The 17,581-nt window shown below is 52.7% G+C and carries 15 protein-coding genes; all 15 read right to left on the bottom strand.

Annotated features, from left to right (window positions below):
• Positions 1–13: 13 nt before the first annotated feature.
• Positions 14–2,938 (bottom strand): hypothetical protein, encoded by a 2,925-nt coding sequence (locus ACOI7D_RS03435; RefSeq protein WP_221014690.1) that lies wholly within the window; start codon positions 2,936–2,938, stop codon positions 14–16.
• On the bottom strand, positions 2,938–4,644 hold the full coding sequence (locus ACOI7D_RS03440; RefSeq protein ID WP_223882076.1) for a hypothetical protein: 1,707 nt from the start codon (positions 4,642–4,644) through the stop codon (positions 2,938–2,940). The genes ACOI7D_RS03435 and ACOI7D_RS03440 overlap by 1 nt, the downstream gene beginning before the upstream one ends.
• Positions 4,628–7,342: a lytic transglycosylase domain-containing protein gene (locus tag ACOI7D_RS03445; protein WP_004199529.1), complete on the bottom strand. Its 2,715-nt coding sequence runs from the start codon at positions 7,340–7,342 to the stop codon at positions 4,628–4,630. The genes ACOI7D_RS03440 and ACOI7D_RS03445 overlap by 17 nt, the downstream gene beginning before the upstream one ends.
• A gap of 9 nt (positions 7,343–7,351) precedes the next feature.
• Positions 7,352–7,846 (bottom strand): hypothetical protein, encoded by a 495-nt coding sequence (locus ACOI7D_RS03450; protein WP_117245799.1) that lies wholly within the window; start codon positions 7,844–7,846, stop codon positions 7,352–7,354.
• A gap of 3 nt (positions 7,847–7,849) precedes the next feature.
• Positions 7,850–8,281, bottom strand: a complete 432-nt coding sequence (locus ACOI7D_RS03455) for a hypothetical protein (RefSeq protein ID WP_004199505.1) — start codon at positions 8,279–8,281, stop codon at positions 7,850–7,852.
• On the bottom strand, positions 8,281–8,562 hold the full coding sequence (locus tag ACOI7D_RS03460) for a hypothetical protein (protein ID WP_016197572.1): 282 nt from the start codon (positions 8,560–8,562) through the stop codon (positions 8,281–8,283). The genes ACOI7D_RS03455 and ACOI7D_RS03460 overlap by 1 nt, the downstream gene beginning before the upstream one ends.
• A 2-nt stretch (positions 8,563–8,564) precedes the next feature.
• Entirely contained in the window at positions 8,565–8,966 is a 402-nt protein-coding gene (locus ACOI7D_RS03465; RefSeq protein ID WP_004199486.1) for a hypothetical protein, read from the bottom strand.
• Complete coding sequence (locus tag ACOI7D_RS03470) at positions 8,959–11,235, bottom strand: hypothetical protein (protein ID WP_024623092.1); 2,277 nt, start codon at positions 11,233–11,235, stop codon at positions 8,959–8,961. Before ACOI7D_RS03470 ends, ACOI7D_RS03465 begins: the two co-directional genes overlap by 8 nt.
• On the bottom strand, positions 11,235–11,840 hold the full coding sequence (locus ACOI7D_RS03475) for a hypothetical protein (protein ID WP_221014692.1): 606 nt from the start codon (positions 11,838–11,840) through the stop codon (positions 11,235–11,237). The genes ACOI7D_RS03470 and ACOI7D_RS03475 overlap by 1 nt, the downstream gene beginning before the upstream one ends.
• 61 nt (positions 11,841–11,901) lie before the next feature.
• Entirely contained in the window at positions 11,902–12,375 is a 474-nt protein-coding gene (locus ACOI7D_RS03480; protein ID WP_004191050.1) for a Bbp16 family capsid cement protein, read from the bottom strand.
• Between the two features lie 38 nt (positions 12,376–12,413).
• Entirely contained in the window at positions 12,414–13,409 is a 996-nt protein-coding gene (locus ACOI7D_RS03485; RefSeq protein ID WP_024623093.1) for a major capsid protein, read from the bottom strand.
• Positions 13,410–13,419: 10 nt separating this feature from the next.
• Positions 13,420–14,145 (bottom strand): hypothetical protein, encoded by a 726-nt coding sequence (locus ACOI7D_RS03490; protein WP_024623094.1) that lies wholly within the window; start codon positions 14,143–14,145, stop codon positions 13,420–13,422.
• Positions 14,132–14,455, bottom strand: a complete 324-nt coding sequence (locus tag ACOI7D_RS03495; protein ID WP_024623095.1) for a hypothetical protein — start codon at positions 14,453–14,455, stop codon at positions 14,132–14,134. Before ACOI7D_RS03495 ends, ACOI7D_RS03490 begins: the two co-directional genes overlap by 14 nt.
• Positions 14,456–14,457: 2 nt before the next feature.
• On the bottom strand, positions 14,458–16,122 hold the full coding sequence (locus ACOI7D_RS03500) for a portal protein (RefSeq protein WP_024623096.1): 1,665 nt from the start codon (positions 16,120–16,122) through the stop codon (positions 14,458–14,460).
• On the bottom strand, positions 16,122–17,516 hold the full coding sequence (locus tag ACOI7D_RS03505; RefSeq protein ID WP_064172717.1) for a hypothetical protein: 1,395 nt from the start codon (positions 17,514–17,516) through the stop codon (positions 16,122–16,124). Before ACOI7D_RS03505 ends, ACOI7D_RS03500 begins: the two co-directional genes overlap by 1 nt.
• Positions 17,517–17,581 lie beyond the last annotated feature (65 nt).

Genomic DNA, 17,581 nt, shown 5'->3' on the forward strand with positions numbered 1-17,581 from the left:
CCCATCCGAACAGTTATCGCCCAAGCATAAACTGAGACGGAGGAATGATAAAGTCATTTCCCTGTTCTTCCTTCACGCGCTGCTGGTAGCGTTGCAAAGAGCCAGGCGACATCCATTCCCGCATCTGGTTCAGGATCAGGAAGTCCATTACCGGGCGCACCACATGCAGGTTCATGTACGGCGTGTGGTTTATCGCAAAGTTGAAGTAATCAGCGGCTTTTGCATCCCCCTGTTTCGTCAGTCCAAAAAGATTAACCAGTTGTGCTGCATCTGATGCAAACGGACCAGCCAGCGACGTCGCCGGGGTATTTCCGAACCGGTTGTACTCCCCAAAGAGGAAATCCCCCAGAATACCCAGCCCGCCGCCCTGCGCCATGGCTGCTGTCCATGTACTGACATTATCGGCCGGGCGCGGAGTCTGGCCCCTAAGCATCAGCTTCGTCTGCATGGAGAGGTAACCGAATGCCGTCGCCCACAGGAAAAGCTGAGCAACGCCCATCAGCTCACCGTTTCCATTACGCATAGCCCGGATTAGGGCGTTATTGCGAAAGGTAACATTCTGGCTTAGTGAACCAAAATCATAACCGCGTCCGTAGAGCTCTCTACCGATCGCGTTCTGCATAAAGCTGGCTGTAAAAGATTTAAACTGCCATGCAAATCGTAGCATTTCGCCATAGGCGGTGCCTCGCTGCATTCCCTGCTTCATGATCGACATTGTGCGTGCATCCGGTTCGTTCAGAGCTACACCAACGCGATCGAGTATATAACCGCGCACCTTATCGGAGAGAAGCTCACGAGCATATTCCACTGAACGATCATTGATTTTTATCCCGCGGTTGGTGAGATAATTCTCAATATCTGTTTGTGGTATATCTGCTACTCCGTCAGGAGTCATGTAGGCGTTACCGTCCGCTGCGCGCAGCTTCATTTTACTGAGCGCTGCCCACTCATTTTCTTCAATGCCATGCATCGAGAGAACCCGGCGCAGTTCTTCCGGCACATCACCAAATGATTTTCCGGCGTGTGTGCCCAGCCACTCAGCAACCATCATGCCAGTGCTGTAGCGACTGCTGTTCGTCCACCAGTTTTGCAGATTCAACCGGAAGTAATGCCGCATCGCACGGTTCATCCTGCCAGGCATCGAATGGTCGGCGCTGAAGCGGTATATCAGTTCATCTTTCATAGCGTCAGCATGCAGCCCTATCGATTTCAGAACCTGCTGGCGTTCAGCACCTTTCCATCGCGTCAACTGGACTTTATTGCTGGTTGCTTCCCACACGGCGCCGAGCATGCCGCGCCCCTGATAGCGCATCTCCATTGCCTGGGTAGCGATATCGTTGAAAGAAGAAATCATTGAACCACCCAGTTTCATCATAATTTCCATAGCGCGGGCGGTTGCGGCGATGCGTGCCAGCCCGGCATTACCGGGGATATTGGTCTGGCCTGTGATTTCCTTTAACTGGTTTGTCAAAGATGTGTTCCGCTTCTGCCGGAATTTATTCAGCGCATTGTCGTCTTTCGCATCCTTGTAGCGCTGTTCAATCCGGTCGGCAAGCTCATTAAACATGTTTTCCGGATTGGTACCCATACGCCGCATCAGTCCAGTAGTTTCAGCTGAATGAATAAGACCGCTCCCCACGGCTTCACGCAAGTTACCCACGCCAAATTTATCGTTGTAGCGGTACCACGACAGACCGTCTTTGAAATGCAATACGCGTTCCTGGCTCGCTCGGCGCGCAACGTTGGTGCTACCGCCTTTAAACCCTGTCATCCAGTCCGGGCGATCAGTACGTAAATGGACGCCGGAAGACAGCCCCACGTAAACGTTATGCAAAAAATCGTCGATGACCGCCTGTGATGGCGATAGTCCGCCTGGCGCTACCGGATCAAAACGCGGGGTCCGCCCGGCGACGCTCACCCACTCGCCGCCGTCATTCCGGAAACCAACGATATCACCGAGATCGATATCCTGCCCGTTAGCCAGCAAATCACCATTGCGGAAATTCGCCCGCACTACCTGCCCGTTACCGCGCATGAGATCGACATTTTCGCTGATAATACCTTTGATATAAAAACGTCCATCAGCACGCTGCGCCAGCGCTCCTACATTTTCAGGTTTCAGTGGTTTGGCCGGGCGGGCACGCCCGTAAATCTGGTCTTCCGTCATCACCGCCGCTTTTCGAACGGTAACGCCGTTTTGACCATTAACGTCCAGACCTTCGAAAGTACGAGGATCCAGCTCCGGAAGTATGGCATCACGCCAGGCCTCAAAGCCTGCGGTTCGAATTTTATGGATATCGTGAGATTGACGGGCAATATAACCGGGCAATTTGCCAATCGACGCGCCAGCACGGTTTGCATCGATGCGGGCTTTTTCCTGCCACTTCTCCAGAACGCGGGCAATTTTGATTGCGTCTTCCGGGATATGCCCCACATCAAGGTTATTACCTAACCGCCACATAGCATCAGCAATATTCTGATCCAGTGAGCCGTTAGCAAAAACAGGTAAAACGCCCTGCGCTTCCAGATCATTGGCAAGACCGGAAATGTAGTGATCGCGCAGCTGGCGCATGTTATTAAACGCGCTGTCGCGGGAACCGGCCACAGCCTCATTGCGCCCCACCATGATAGCGGACAAGGCGAGATCAGGGCGTCCACCGAAGGCATCAATACGCTGAAGGTTCTCATGCATCAGGCGCAGATTGATAACCCGATTTCGCGCTTCGATGTGCTTCGCCAGCGCATCATCACGCGCCACTTCATCAGCAGCACGGAGAGCGGCTTCCTCCAGGGATAACCCCTGATTTTCAGCCCGTATACGCGCGACAGTAGATTCCATACGGGTAACCAGATCCTGCATCTCATCCTCACCGAGCTGGCGCCCGGCCGCCGTGTTTACTGCCTGCTCGCAGGCTGTCAGAAATTCACCCTGTGCCATTAGATAGCTCTCCTCAACATACAGGCAGCAAATGCGCGCGCAGCCTGAGCAAAACTCATATCCCCGGCCCCAGCCTGAATCTCGGCAAGGTGGGCGTTTATTTCTGCCTGATTTTCCAGTCCATTAAAATGCGCCTGGGCCAGTTCCATTTCAGACTGCAGATCTTCCTGCGCTGCCCGCAGTTCGTCGTCTCCGCGCTGCTGGATGGTTTGTTCTGCATCTGTGCTGGCTGCACGTGCGGCCGCATCAGAATGCCGCTGGTTATCAGCCTGCATCTTCAGGCGATTCAGTGCAGCGCTACGTTCCGCCGGATCTGCAAGGCGGAAAAAATCCTCAATATCAGGATTGTAACCGTCTACTGCCTGGCGAATCGCAGACCTCAGTGCATTCTGGCGAACAAAGATATTCGCATCGCTGAAACGCTCAGATGCGGTTCTTACGCCGCCAGCCAGCGGAGAAACCTGCAACCCTTGTTTGATCTGCCCGGCCCTGACTTCAATCATATTTGCCAGATCATCCGGAATTTCCCCACGTTCAAGCTGGTGTAATTTGCCGCGCGAGATTTCCGCATCCCGGTTGGCAGAAATTTCTTCGCGTAACCGTGCTGTCGATTCCTCAGTGTTCTGGCGGATTTGCTCAATATCTTTTCGCGCACGGGCTTCCGCCTGTTTGCGGCTCATGCGCTGGCCCTGATACTGTTTTGCCAGGTCACGGAATTGCTGATCTGACTGCTGCAACGAGACTTCATTTTCGGCAATCTGCCGGTTGATGTCGGCAATGCGGGGCGACTGACCGTCAAGCTGCCAGGTGAGAGAATCACGATAGGGCTGAATAGTTTCGTTCCATGCACGCTGCCAAGCATAATCATCAAGGCTAGTGTTAATGGTTCGGGCCAGGTCAGTCTGTGCGTCGGCAAAACTGTCACGCAATACAGGGGTGTTGTCCGGGGTGAGCCCAGCGGCATTAACGATATCCGCCTGCCCTGCTGGCGCAGCGTCAGAAACCGCCTGCGGGTTATCCTGCTGTAAACGCTGCTGACGCCTGGCGGCTATTGAATCACGAACGGCACCGCCAAAGGCATGCAGTCCACCGCCGGCTATCGTGTTCATGAAGAAATTTTCCACTGCCTGGCCGAGGGTGTAATCATCACCTTCAGATGCTGATGCCAAGGCATTAATAGGTTCAGCAACCAGAGACTGGACGGCACCGGCGCTGGCACCCTGTACAAATCGCTGTGCAAATCGACCTGCAACGCTGGCCGCTCTCACCTCCCCAAGACCTGGAACGAACCCCAGAGCAAGGTTACCCGGATCCGTCATTGCGCCAGCCAGCCCCGCGGTAAAAATAAGAGGTGTTGCTACGCCGGAAGGCGCGGACTGCAATATTGCTCGCCGCTCCTGTGTCGCCCGGCTTGTCTCGGTTACATGGTCCAGATACGCTTGTGTTACACCCTGTTCTGGTACTTTGATATTTTTGATGCCCAGAGAGTCAAACTTTTGCTGAGCCGTCTGCTGATCTACTAAAGGAGATGTAGGATCATTAGCATAGGCCTCGGATTCAAAAAACCGACTTCCAGCGTTGGCTGGTCCTGAGCGCATTCCTTCAGAAAAAGCAGCCCCCAAAGCCTGACCAAATCCGCTTTCAAAGTTGCTACCTGGCTGCTGCAGGCCTGAACCTGCGTCACCATCATCAACGAATATTGGCATTGGTGTCCCTCATTCCTTCAGAAAAGGATGGGCCGCTTTGCGACTGGCCGCCGTACGTTTCACGTAATCCCTGAAGGTTCTGCGCTCGCGCATCTCTTTCAGTCCCTGGAGTATACGTCGTCTCCCGGGATGCGAATTTTTTAACGCTCTGCCACCAGGATGGGTCAGCTTTCGCCATTTTGTCGAGATCCGCAAAGCTAACGGTAATAGGATTTCCACTGGCGTCATTCTGTACGTTATTGCCCAGATACAGCACCAGACCGGTATCATCCGAGTTATTTACCCAGTGGGCGTTATTTTTCACCTCATAAAGCGTTTGTGATTTGGTGAATTCGTCGGGCGTTTTACTCCCGAAATTAAGAGGCTGAAGCTGATCTGCTGTCAGCTTATCTTTAAACAGACTGGCACCGCGGGCGATGTAATCCGGTTGATAGCCAAGATAAGTTGGAACGCGATATGTATCGTTGACAGTGTATTGACTGGTGAACATATCGGCAGCAGCCTGCTTTGCCGCAGCGCCTGCATCCATTCCACGTAATACGTTGATCATCGTCAGCCGCTGCCCCTGTTCGTCAAGCGTTGACCAGCTTCCTGCACCGCCGGGCTGCACAAGCATCGTCTGACGGAAATCTGCAGACGCATCGGCCCATTCTTGCATAACGGAGGTGTCTGCCCCCTTTCCATTTTTTGCAACGACTGACTCTTTCAGGGCTGATGTTGGCGTGTTTCTTTCCTGCCACAACGGTACACTTGCCCGCGGATTTCCAGCTGATAATGCACCAACCAGAGGACCATTTTTACTTTGCCCCATAATCTGTCGGCCGACCGCCTGCGAATATGGCCCAAACGCGTTCAGCTGCTGCCTGATGGATTCAACTGTTGTTTCTTTGTTGTTGTTAAATCCTTCAGCCATAGCCTGCGCTATCGAGTCAGGAAGCACCTTCTGACTGCTGATACCGAATCGACTTTTCTCTGACTGCACCGAAGCAATAAATGACTGTGCCATAGCAGGATCGGCGGGGTTTTGTTGCCATGAGTTATATGCCTGCTGCACAAGTGGCGAGTTTTTCATAAACCACGCGCCGGGATCACTTTTGCGCTGTTGAGTTACCTGCTGCAACTGGGCGGTAGCTTTCTGGTATAAAGACAACTTGCGATCAAAGTCAGGGTCGTTAGGTTGCGGGTAAAGCGCCTGAACGCTCTGCTGCGCCATCGCGACGGGTTGGGTCATAATCGTGTTATATGTCGGCACCAGCGCTTTTGTTGCTTCATACTCATCATACTGGCGGTTGAATTGTTCAAGCTGCGGCGCTGTTGCTCCCTGCGGCAGATATGAGAGATATTCCTGGCGAGTGACGTCACGTGTGGGCATGATCCCGTTCTGCATCTGAGCCATATTATTTTGCATGGTGTCCTGCAGGTTCTGCATGCCGTATGCGCGCTGCCGGTTTACTTCAGCGGATACCTGACCTAAAAACTGGCTCTTCTGCTCCGGACTCGCATTCTGATACCAGGGAATTTTCTGGATCTGCGATATCTCAGCTTCCGGCGGCAAAGACTGAGCACGGCTTAAAACATTCATGGTGTAATTACGGGTTTCGCTAAAAGGTATCCCGGCAATAAACTGATCGCTGGAAATATCCCCTTTATTGGGATCCCCTAAACGAAGGAGTGCCGGATTTTTTCCGGCTTTATTCGTACCGTTAATCCAGTCATCTACCGCACCCGGCCCGGCGTTATATGCAGCTACCGCGAGTGCCTGGTTACCCCCGTATTTTTTGGTAAGATCCTGGTGATATAGCTGACCTATCTGCATGTTGTAACTGGCGTCAGACATAAAGCGTTGTGGGTCCCACTGCATGCCATGTTTTTTGGCCGTTTCTTCAGCCGTTGCTGGGAGGACCTGCGCTATCCCCATGGCGCCAGCCGGCGAGGTAAGCGTCTGACCATTGCCATTAAACTGCCGGCCGCCAGATTCCGCTGGAATCATCGCTGAGAAAACTTTGTCAGATGAAAGGTCGCCAGGGGTAAAAGTCGTTGGAGAGGTAAGTTGTTTTGTCCGCCAGTCTGCAATATATGCCTGCATGGCGTTCTGAGACATCTGCTGATCAAGTCTGGCTATCCGGCCGTTTACTTCATCATCAGATTGTCCGTTTGCGGCACCGTAGGTCCGGATAGCATCAATTGCCTTTGCCCTGGTAACGGCATAGTTTCCCGGGTCGCTGCGATAAGTTTCGGCATCATTCACAGCCATCTGTAGACGTCCATCCAGTTGCCCGCGGCTGTAGTCCTGAAATTGCTGATATTCATGCGAATCGGCAGAACTCTGCAGCTGCAGGCGTGTTGCCGCTACCTGCCTGTTCCAGTCATCTCTCCTGCCTTCTGGTATGGTCTGCCCCAGTGTGCCGGCGGCCTGATCAAATTGCTGTAGGGCATCATCAGAAGAGCCAATAGCATTTTGCCCTTGCTTCTGGCGAACCTGGTTAAAAAGGTTGTATTTGATGGTGTCCAGTTTCAGTGCGCCGTCCTGTAAAGCCGTGTCTGAAACCTGTCGCGTAATAGACGCTGTTGCTCTGGCGGCGGCATCCGCACCAGCATTCAGCATTTGCTGATCGGTTGTGTTATTGGGTAAGTCTACCGGCCCGGCGCCAATCCCTTGTGTCGTCACCTGACGATCGTAAAAAGGTAAGTTAGGCATTTTTGCGTCCTATTTCTGTCCGTATTTTGCGCCAAGGAACGTGCTACCAATCTGCGCGCTCGCGCCCAAGAACCCCAGCAAACCCGGTCGAGCAGCTTTAGACTGTTGACGCATGGCACCAGCCTCATTCTTCAGTGCATCAGACTGGAGAATGCCCTCGTTAGCTACCGCGTTCGCATCCTCCTGGATGTTAAGCGCGGTCTGCCGGCGCAGCAGCGCATTAGTGCCGCCAAAGCCGGTACCGCTCGCAGCAATACGCGCATCCTGCTCTCCCTGGAACTGGGCGCCACGACGGCGAATGAGCGCCGACTGCTGGCCTGTGTTTAAAATAGTCTGGTTTGCTTGCTGGTCGAGCAGCTGCGCGTTGGTGTTCAGGTTACTGGATTGCTGACGCGTGCTACTTAATGATGAGAATGCATTTAACGCAGAGCTTGAGGTTTGCGCTATTGGTACTGCATTATTTTTGAAACTGTCGCCGACCGTCTGCCAGTTTACAGAATCCATAGATCACCTCGTTATCGCCCACAGGGAAGAATCCTCTCCCCTGTGGTTAAATTTCTTCAGATGCCCCTCACATCGCATACCCAGCATCGCCAGCATTCTTTCGCCTTCCGGGAATGTGGTGCTGGCCTCGATGCGGTGATAGTTCGCCAGCGCCCGGTGTAATTCCCGGCGCGTTGCCCTGAATATCTCCGGCCAGAGGTGAGTAATCCCGGCCGAAATCATCATCCAGGCGTACCCTATGCCGGAGTCAAATACCAGTCCGTACTTTTCCGCGGGTACGATGCCGCCTATAGCCACAGGCTGGTCATTGTGCAGACAGGTAAACGCGCCGACACTGGCGATGTTCACGGCGTGCTGTTCAGTCCTGATACTGCTGACCTGATGTGGTTGCGGCGTAATGGCTACCAGGTGCCAGGGCTCAAACGGAACGACCATCAGCCACCCAGCAACGTCTTCTGGCCTGAAGTATTAGCGGCGGTTCCCGAAGCTCCCGTTACGTTGCTTTGGTTCCCCTGCCGCTGCCGGCGGCGCAGCAGGTCATCGGATTCAGCAACTGAAGCATCCTGCGTAACCTGCGCCGATGGCTTTATGACGCTTCCTTTTTTATTTGCGCTGGAGATGGCTGAATAAGTTCCTGCACCAGCCGACAGAACAGCGGCACCAGCAGCCCATGATGCCGGGTCAGTTTCCAGTGTGAATTTGCGTTTAAACAGCATGATCACCTCACGATTGAAAATAATCTGGCGTCACAGCCAGGCTGATAATTGCGGATAATAGCGTCCTGCTGGTAACTGAGCATTTTTGCAACGCGGGCAGACAGGTTATCGGCGCAGATACATTCCACTCGATAATTTTCGGATAACGCTATTTCGGTAAACCGCAGTGCAGCACGGAAAATATGAACAGGGAACTGTTCTGCATCTGGTACGGTATGTAACCAGAGTCTGACCCGGCCCGGGGCTAACTGAATGGCGCCACCAGCGGCAAGTGTTTTTTCCCCGTATTCCATCGCAAACGATGGGAAAGATACCAGCGACGCAACAGCCTCCGGCGGTAATGAGTCCGGGAATATTTCATTAAGGTGGAACTCCTCAAGATGGACGATTACAGGCTCAGTCATCTTCCATTTCTCCTACTGGATCGATGCTGACAATGGTCATTGGCTGCGGCAGGTCCTGCACGATACGGATGCTTCCATTCTCATTAAACTCGCCAGGCCACGGAACGGTAACTACGCCATTAAACAGAGGCGGCGCCTCATCCATATTGTCTGAGTAGTCTCGCGCGCGAAGCTTATCCAGATATTTTCCGCCCTCATCGCCGAACTTACCGCCTAGCGTATCGATAAAACGCAGTCGTGCTTTGGCAAAGCGTTTAATACCCCCTTCCAGAGGCAAGGTGATAATTTCAGCCGCATTATTGATTCCGACGTGAACAACAGATGATGGCCAGTCCAGCGTGATGCTGCCTCCGCTTACCGTTCGCGATGCGTGCGTGGCGCCGTCGGTCACGACTGCCACCGTCTGCCCTTCCAGAAACCCCAGCCCGGAAATGACCGTTGTCGCAACACCGTTGTATGTCGCCATACAATCCAGCACTCGCGCCCATTCCTGGGTGATAAACGCGCTGTCATATTCCTGCAGCATATATTCCAGATAGCGCACCGTTGTGCCGTTTATGGTTCGTCTAACAACCATCCACAGCTCATCGCGTCCGCCATCGATATCCGGAATGACCTTGATACTTTCCACCGCACCGCCGGTATCATGCTCATGCCAGCCGGTGATGTTTTGCTCTGCGTCATAGGTCAGTCCCAGCAGTTTGCCTTCTTCCAGCAACACCCAAAGGATCCGGTTGGGCTCCTGCTGATACGCCAGTGCAATGATTTCAGACGTAAAAAGATGGGGGGCCAGAATGCATGAATTGGATGCTGAAAACGAGTCACTGCCCGAATCATAGGCGGCAATCATCACCTTGCGCCCAGCACGCTGCACAAACGCAACTCGATCAAAAAGGCGCTCTGCCTGCACTTCGTTGCTGCCGATCGTACTGTTCAGCTCAACCTTTGTATTACCCGCGCCAAAAACGGAAGTCAGGCTTTGCTCGCCATAGGAGAATTCATACCCGGCAGTCCCGATAAATATTTTCCCTGCGGAGGCGACCAGCCATTGCATGGTGTCCTGAGTATCATCAATGCGATCATTAATCGAATCATCGCTTTCTGCCTCATAGCCATTTGTCATTGGGCTGAAGTTCTGCAGATCACCAGCGACGCTGGACCATATTTTTTGTCGGCCAGCGAAGACCAGACGTCCCCGGAAAAATGCCGCAAACTGGGGGTAGCGGAGAACATCAGACCAGTCACCGAAAGCGTATTTATACGTTTTCCCAACTGTGTTTCTGACGCTGGGTGGTAGTTCAGTGACGATCTTACCGGTTGCGGATGTGGCACTATTGACCGCTGTTATCTCAATGATCCCCCAGCCACCGCCTGAATATCGCCAGAGTGACGCATCACCACCACTTCCATCCCTATGGGCGCCAGCCGTCCATGTAGGCTGCGTATTACCGGTCTTGGTGCCGTCCATGTCTTCGTAATATTTCCCATCTGAACGGCAGAAAACACCGGCGGAGAAAGTTTCTGATGTGCCAGCAGCCCAGGCGGGTATGTAACCGCTATGACCGGTATCATCATCCACTGCATCAGTGCTGGCTTCGATGTAAAAAAGACACCCTACATGTGCAGTCTGAAAAATATCTGTGTTGGCAGTGATGTTACACAGGCTTGTGGTGGTTGGGGTGCCATCAGGCAAATCGTTTCCATCCTCAGACCAGATCCTGAACTGGTCGGTGTAAACGACGCTGGATTTGTCAGAATTAATATCAGCGAATGGGCCACCGGAAAAACTGGCCTCTGCCAGGCTCCAGTTGGTATTAGTGTTTCGCGTCAGCTTATAAACAGGGTAATTTCCATTTGTGCAGGTTATGTAAATCACGTCTGCTGACTGCTGCAGAGACAGGCCAAATTTCCCGTTACGGGTCAGATCATCAGATCCCCACGGCGTTTCAATTTCAAGAATGTTGTTATCGCCATCCAGCAGTTGCGCATGGTTGTACCAGAAACGGATATATCCAGGGCCAAACTCCAGGATAAAAGCCTCCGTCGTACTAAACTGAAATGATGCTAACCAGACTCGGTCGTTGCTGTTTTTCACTGAACCGGCATATTGCGTCCCGCCGCGGCGACGTGCGGGCCCCTGCGGAAGCGGTATGAAGTTTTTCATGTACTTGACGGCGCTGGCCCACTTATCAAAATCTACTTGCCCATACATCACAGGCGAAAGTATTCCAGCATTAAAGCTGCGCTTTATAGGGCGGATTTTTGCCATTACAAACGAGCCTCCATCCAGGTTGAAGGTGGGAATTTCTCACTGGGCTTTTCTATAGCGTTTACGCGAATGGCTCCTGCGATGATCATCTGGAACTGCTGCAACAGCGATTCAACCAGCGTATCCTTGCCGGTCACCGCTTTACAGGAGCGAACTGCCAGCATACAAGCCAGCGCATCAACAAAGGTGGAGTCGAATTGTGATACATCGGTTACTCTGGCCCGATAGCGCAAGCTAAGCGGTGGCTGTAGATCCGTCAGCAATTCCCGCCCCTCGATGCGATATTCAGCCGTGACCAGGCGGGGATCGTATTCAGAGAAATCACACCCGTAATATCTGTCCCCCACCGATACCAGTACCATTAAATCAACGGGCAGCTGGTAAGCGTATTGATAGTCGATGACAGGCGTTTTGTTTAACGGGGTGAGCTGGACGCTGCGGGCGCAAAAATTCCAGGCATATTCGCGCTGTAGCTTTTCGAGGATAGGGTTGTAAATCAGGTTCATCACGCGCGTGTTTTTATCCTGCTCATCACGATCCATGAGATGGTCGGATCCCAGGAAGGAAACCAGCGCCAGATTCATGATATCTGTCTGACCGGTCATCATAATACCTCATAAAAAAGCAGGGGCCGCAGCCCCTGAAAACGCACTCACTCCACCCAAATTAAGCAATGCTGAGATTAAGCGCGGCGAACTCAACGTTATTAGCGTAAGAGCGCCACGTCTGTGCATCTTTCGTTATGAAGGCATCTAATGCGCCAGCGGTGAACGGGCCTGTAGCGACCGTATATTGCAGGCTTAAAAAGCGTTTATAATTGGCCGAAGGCAGCGCCACCACGACAACCGGTTTACCTGCGACGAGACTGCCCAGCGCTTTCGCTGGAGTAGAAAAAATAACGGTTGGTGTATCGCTTTTGTCCTCGTTGGCATAAGCGCGTAACTCAATCGCAAGCGTAGCCGCCCCTGCGGCCGCGAATGTCACCGACGGAGTCACAACCAGAAAAGTCGGCTCGCCAGCGCCAGCATCGATCACAGTGTTGTAATCGAATGCCGGGTTAAAATCGATGATGTTCGTGCTGGCCGCTGAGGCGGTGATCGCCTGAGAGTCAGAAAATTCAAGCTGGGCATCAACAAACATGGTTATCTCCTGAAAAAGTAAACCGGAAAATCGCCCCATTAAGAGGCGACGACCTGAGCTTCCCCGATTTTTAACTGGTCAACCCGGCGCACCGGAACTTCGCCAAAGAACATCACACGACGTCCGCCAGCCATTTCCATTGTCAGGGTTGAGTTTTTCACGGCATCAACCAGCTGCAGACGCAGCATCGCGCGCAGTGTGCGGTTCATGTAATAAGCCGGGCTTACACCGACCAGTGACTGGATACGCTCTTCCGCGATAGCCATCAGTTTGATGAGGTTTGCACCCGCATTAGCGTTAGTACGCAGAGCGGTAACATCAATGTTGGCGATGCGTACGACGTAGCGCCAGTCGTGCAGCGCAATACCGAGATCCCAGGTATAGAGGTCCATCAGCGCCCGGAAGCGGTTGCCATCATCATCAAAGGCGTCGCCCTCGCCCAAATCACGATGAGTCAGACCGGCTTTTGAACCTTTCGGGAAAATTCCGTAGACCTTGTCAGGCGCCCATCCGATGAGATAAATCGAGGTGAGATTCGCACCAGTACCGCCGGCGTCGATGATGTTGTCGGCATTAGGCGCAGACAAATCGCTGAAGCGTGGAGCAATGCCCAGGAATGCCTCCGGTTGCCCAACAAGCGTACCGTTAAGCATCTGGAATTGAGCCTTCTGGTTCATCGCTTCCATGAACGGTTTAGACTGGTTGAAGCGAAAACCTGCCGTATTACCATTCAGCGCAGCAACCCGAACATCAACCTGAGAGCGGGCTTCAAGAAGACCGGTAGTCTCATCTACCTGCGCGGTAGTTGCCTTGCTTTCCGGAATACCTTTGTTCAGCTTGCGCCAGTACACATCAGGTAAACCAGTACGGGTTGTGATGCGCGTTCCGGTCGGCAGGTTGCCTTCATAAAACGGGCAATCCCACAGCATTTCGTTGTCCTGATCCAGAACCTCGGCGACATTCGCAGAAGTGCCATCCGGATCAAGCAATTTCGCTGCGTCCCAGAGAGTCGGTAAGCCGGTAAGTGTTGGCATTTAAAACTCCTTATTGCATGTTCGGCCACATGCGATGGGCAATATCTTTTTCTGCTGCATTACCCGGCGCTGCGACTGTAACTGTTTTGTCTTCACCTAGCGCTTTACCGATCGCCAGGACTGCATTCACAAGGTCTGGGTCATTGAGTAATCCCGCAGTGTTGAATTTTTCAATCACTGCATCGGGGAAAAATCGTTGCACGGCGTTCTGAAGAATCGCTGTATTTGCCTCAACTTCACTTCCCCAGGACTTGATAACCTTTTCCCGGTTAGCAGCATTTTGATTAGCAATATTTTCCTGGGCACTTTTTTGTTGTTCGGCTGCATATTCGTTGAATTTATGAATTACGGTTTCAGCCTGTTTTTTATTGAGCCCGCTTTCATGCATCCAGCTCAAGGCCGTATTTAAAAATGTCCCGTCGCTGCCTTCCGGTGGCTTAATACCGTAGTCTTCAATTTTTTCCGGGCGCCCCAACTTCGCATAAAGATCCTGCCAGCCTTTTTCGTCGCCATCGTCAGGCAATTTTTCAATAAACGCCGCGGGCGCCTGTTGTTGTTCCTGCTGCTGAGTTTGTTGGCCCGGTTGCTGCCCTGCTGGTTCACCGGGATTAAGAAGGCCGGGCTGCTGCTCCTGTTGTTGTTCTTCTGTTGCGGCTGCTGACGGGGCACCACCCTCTCCACCTTCACCCGCAACATTCATAAGACGGCGCAGCATCAAACGTTCAAACAGATTCATTGTTGTCTTCCTCGTTTAGTTCGTTCATTTCTTCGGCGATCATGGCGGCGATATCCGCCTGCGAAAGGCCGAGATAGTGGTTTATGTGCAGGAAAACTTCCCTGCGGCCCTCCGAAACAAATACGGCGTATGGGTCGGTTTGCTGGGTCGTTGGGGAAATAGCGACACTGGAAGAATTGACGTGACAAAGTTTTGCCAAGAGTCGGATAACAACTTTCTGTTCCGGCGTCATGTTCCCCGGGGTGCCAAAGACTGACTGGAAAGCCCGCGCACGGTTCAGCGTGAGCCACAGACTTTTTATACGGTTCATCATTATCCCTGTAACGCTGGCGACGGCGCAGGTGTCTGCGCAATCTGATTGGCCTGGGCGAAATCTTTAGCTGCGGTTGCAGCCACCGGCGCTGCGGCAAGCAACTGCTGTAGTTGCAGCTGCTGCTGATCTGCAGCATCCTGCGCAGCCATTTCAGCTTCGGTTTTAACCACCTGCAGCGGTGCACCACTGGCTTTAGCAATAAAGCGCAATGCGGCATCGCCATTCAGGGTGCGGGCGATATTCTGATCAAATTGTCCGATAGTGCCGGCAGCATTAACGACGTTCATAATCCCGCTCGCTTCTTCACTCATCTGCAGGCGCACCAGCGGGCTGGTGTATTCGATATCGTATTCGCCACCAATTTCTTTCAGTTGTTCGGGCGGTTCGGGCAGCAGTCCGTTCTGATAAGCAATGTCAATTTCCCGCAGGATAAGAGTCCCCAGAAACTCGGCCTGAATACGCCCGGCAGTCGGCGCCAGCAGCTGACCTTTTTCCTGAGCACGCAGCATCGCTTCTGTTGCAGTCATTTGCGGGTTGTCAACGAGGATCTGGAAGAGCGTGATAAAAAAACCGTCGTTGATTGTCTGTCGTTTCTGCTCTGCCAGCGTCATCGCCACGCTAAAATCAGTCGCAGTATTCAGAGGCAAGGCAAGTGGTTTACCGTCCCGGTTCATTCCGCCGAAGTTCAGCGCGCCAGGCATCATTTTGAACGGTTGCAGAATGCCGTCTTCCGGTAACAACATCGGCGGGCGAACGGCCATTTGCGCCCCTTCGATAATGGCACGGTTAATTTCGTTCAGCAGCTTGATATCCGGTAGAACAACCATTGCAGGTGAGCGTCCATATACCTCACCCGGCGCGGTGTAATAGCGGCTGATTGCATAGGGCTGTGACCAGTAGCCGCCCTCCTGCACAATCTTGCTTCCCTCCATGCAAATATGCACAGACCGGAATGGCATGCCCTCTTTGTCCTGCCGTGACATGTCACGTTTATCATTAGGTTCGACGCGGTGCAGGAAGTTAAATTGCTTTGACGGGTCGCTCTTCGCGGTCGTTCTTACCTGTTGAGGGAGATTTTCTTCGCCAAATTGCTGAATAGCCTGACGGGCGGTCATGCAATATTTACGGTGGACAACATCGATCATCCCCTGGAAATTCTCAGTGAAATAAATTTCTCGCAGGTGATAAGTGCAATAACGCGGGCCTTTTCCGATCACGTTATCAACGAACGTGCAGCCGGTCCCAAATGCACCCGAGGAAATATAATGCTCATGAGATTGCGAGGCGAAATTAGCCCACGGTGCATAACGGAGGCGGAAGAGAATATCGCGAACCTCCTGGAAATAACGCTGCACCTCTTCATCATTAGCGAATCGCTCATTGCTGAGAGTGTGCCATTTCTGTGTTCTCGGGGTGATAACTGATTCGATGGCCGCTCCGAATTTTTGCAACGCCAGCGCGCCGGTAGCATCTATCGCTTTCTCGGTACGTTTACCGCCCTTCTGCCTGGTCCCTTTGAACTCGGCACTGCGCGGTAGAATGCGCTCTGCTATTTCCTGCCAGTGCTGCTCGAATACGGAACGATCGGTTTCCATGCTTTTTTGCTCACGCAGTATCCGGCCGATACGCTCTGATTCATTTTCTTGTGTTTTTTGGTCTGACATCAGTTGTCCCCATACAGATCCCAGTCGGAATCAGTGTAAAACTGCTGGCTATGTCCAGGAGGGTTATAAGGATCGTAATTGGACTGGGCAAATTGCTGGGTTGTGTGGCGGTTGCCGCTACGCAAAGACTTACTGCCTACTGCACCATAACGGAATGAGTCTGCGCCGTGAGACGTCCAGTTATGCAGAGGGGTTGGCTTATACATTTTTCGAGTGTCGTCCCACTCTTTTTGATACTGTCCCAGAGCCTCCAGGCCTTTTTCGCATTTGGTTTTGTCGAACCAACAGGATCGCAGCATCATACGCACCTCGCTGATACCATCATCAACCGATGTGGCCGGCAGTACCTTGCAGCGTATCCCCAGCTTGCCCAGCGTCTCTTCGCGTGATGCTCCGGTGCTCAGTTCTCGGGCGCGGACATCGTGCGGGAAGAAATGACGCTCAGCATAGGTATACGGTTTCTCGCGCAATATTTTTACGTAGTGCTCCAGGCCAACGCCGGACGATTCGTAATAATCAATGACGCGTACCTCTTTGCCGATAAACTGATAAAACCAGATAGCCGTTGCGTCGCCAATGCCCAGGTCCCATGACGTGTAAACCTCATACTGGGGATCCCACGGCACATTCCCTATTTGCCCGGCCTTCTCCAGACCAACCAAAATCGATGAGTAATAGGCGCCGGGTATTGCAGCGTTCCAGTCACACATGTATTCCTGATTGAACAGAGCTTGCCCCTCTTCCTCCCCGCGCTCTGCCTGCATCTCGCGCAACTCCTGAGCGAGTGTTTCCGGTGGGATGTGCAGCGTAATATCGGCGCTTAAATGATCACAAAACCAGTTGTCAGGATCCTTTAACCCACCCTGGAACATTTTGTAGAAGTGGTTTTTCCCGCGTGGCGTGGAGACAAAAAAAGCCCAGCCGCCGTTATCAGCCAGTATCGGTCGCAAAAATGCCCACGCAGAGGGGTTACTTAGCGCCCATTCTGAGAACACAATCCCGACATGACCGGAACCAATTAGCGCGCCATAGTTGTCGCTGCCGACGGCCTGCCAGGTGGAACCGTTGATGAACTCGATCATCATCTCGTTATCGAGCGTTTTTCTTCTCAGTTCATGAGGAAAAGCCTCATCGATACGCAGACGCCCAGTTCTCGGGTTAACCGCCTTCCAGATAGCCTTTCTTACCTGGTTCGCCTGCGGCAGGCAGTGGGCATAGTTCCCGACACGCTCGAATGCCTTACATGCTGTCATGTGCAGGCTGAAATCGTCTTTCCCGTAACGGCGAGGCCAGCAAAGCGCCGCTCTTTTTTTTCCACCCTGAATTTCAACCCATGCCCTTCGCTGATGTGGGCGTGGAGTCCAGTTGTTCGCCGGGAGAATAATTTCTGCCATTTATTCACTTCCTATTCACTATACTGGATAAAATGCCGGGGTTTTTCTCATTCAATCGATTAACC

Source organism: Klebsiella sp. C360, from assembly GCF_048822415.1.
GTDB classification, from domain to species: Bacteria; Pseudomonadota; Gammaproteobacteria; order Enterobacterales; family Enterobacteriaceae; genus Klebsiella; species Klebsiella quasipneumoniae.

Bases quoted from the DNA above. Each gene is read 5' to 3' on its own strand.
- ACOI7D_RS03435 (WP_221014690.1), bottom strand. From the start codon at position 2,938: ATGGCACAGGGTGAATTTCTGACAGCCTGCGAGCAGGCAGTAAACACG.
- ACOI7D_RS03440 (WP_223882076.1), bottom strand. From the start codon at position 4,644: ATGCCAATATTCGTTGATGATGGTGACGCAGGTTCAGGCCTGCAGCAG.
- ACOI7D_RS03445 (WP_004199529.1), bottom strand. From the start codon at position 7,342: ATGCCTAACTTACCTTTTTACGATCGTCAGGTGACGACACAAGGGATT.
- ACOI7D_RS03450 (WP_117245799.1), bottom strand. From the start codon at position 7,846: ATGGATTCTGTAAACTGGCAGACGGTCGGCGACAGTTTCAAAAATAAT.
- ACOI7D_RS03455 (WP_004199505.1), bottom strand. From the start codon at position 8,281: ATGGTCGTTCCGTTTGAGCCCTGGCACCTGGTAGCCATTACGCCGCAA.
- ACOI7D_RS03460 (WP_016197572.1), bottom strand. From the start codon at position 8,562: ATGCTGTTTAAACGCAAATTCACACTGGAAACTGACCCGGCATCATGG.
- ACOI7D_RS03465 (WP_004199486.1), bottom strand. From the start codon at position 8,966: ATGACTGAGCCTGTAATCGTCCATCTTGAGGAGTTCCACCTTAATGAA.
- ACOI7D_RS03470 (WP_024623092.1), bottom strand. From the start codon at position 11,235: ATGGCAAAAATCCGCCCTATAAAGCGCAGCTTTAATGCTGGAATACTT.
- ACOI7D_RS03475 (WP_221014692.1), bottom strand. From the start codon at position 11,840: ATGACCGGTCAGACAGATATCATGAATCTGGCGCTGGTTTCCTTCCTG.
- ACOI7D_RS03480 (WP_004191050.1), bottom strand. From the start codon at position 12,375: ATGTTTGTTGATGCCCAGCTTGAATTTTCTGACTCTCAGGCGATCACC.
- ACOI7D_RS03485 (WP_024623093.1), bottom strand. From the start codon at position 13,409: ATGCCAACACTTACCGGCTTACCGACTCTCTGGGACGCAGCGAAATTG.
- ACOI7D_RS03490 (WP_024623094.1), bottom strand. From the start codon at position 14,145: ATGAATCTGTTTGAACGTTTGATGCTGCGCCGTCTTATGAATGTTGCG.
- ACOI7D_RS03495 (WP_024623095.1), bottom strand. From the start codon at position 14,455: ATGAACCGTATAAAAAGTCTGTGGCTCACGCTGAACCGTGCGCGGGCT.
- ACOI7D_RS03500 (WP_024623096.1), bottom strand. From the start codon at position 16,122: ATGTCAGACCAAAAAACACAAGAAAATGAATCAGAGCGTATCGGCCGG.
- ACOI7D_RS03505 (WP_064172717.1), bottom strand. From the start codon at position 17,516: ATGGCAGAAATTATTCTCCCGGCGAACAACTGGACTCCACGCCCACAT.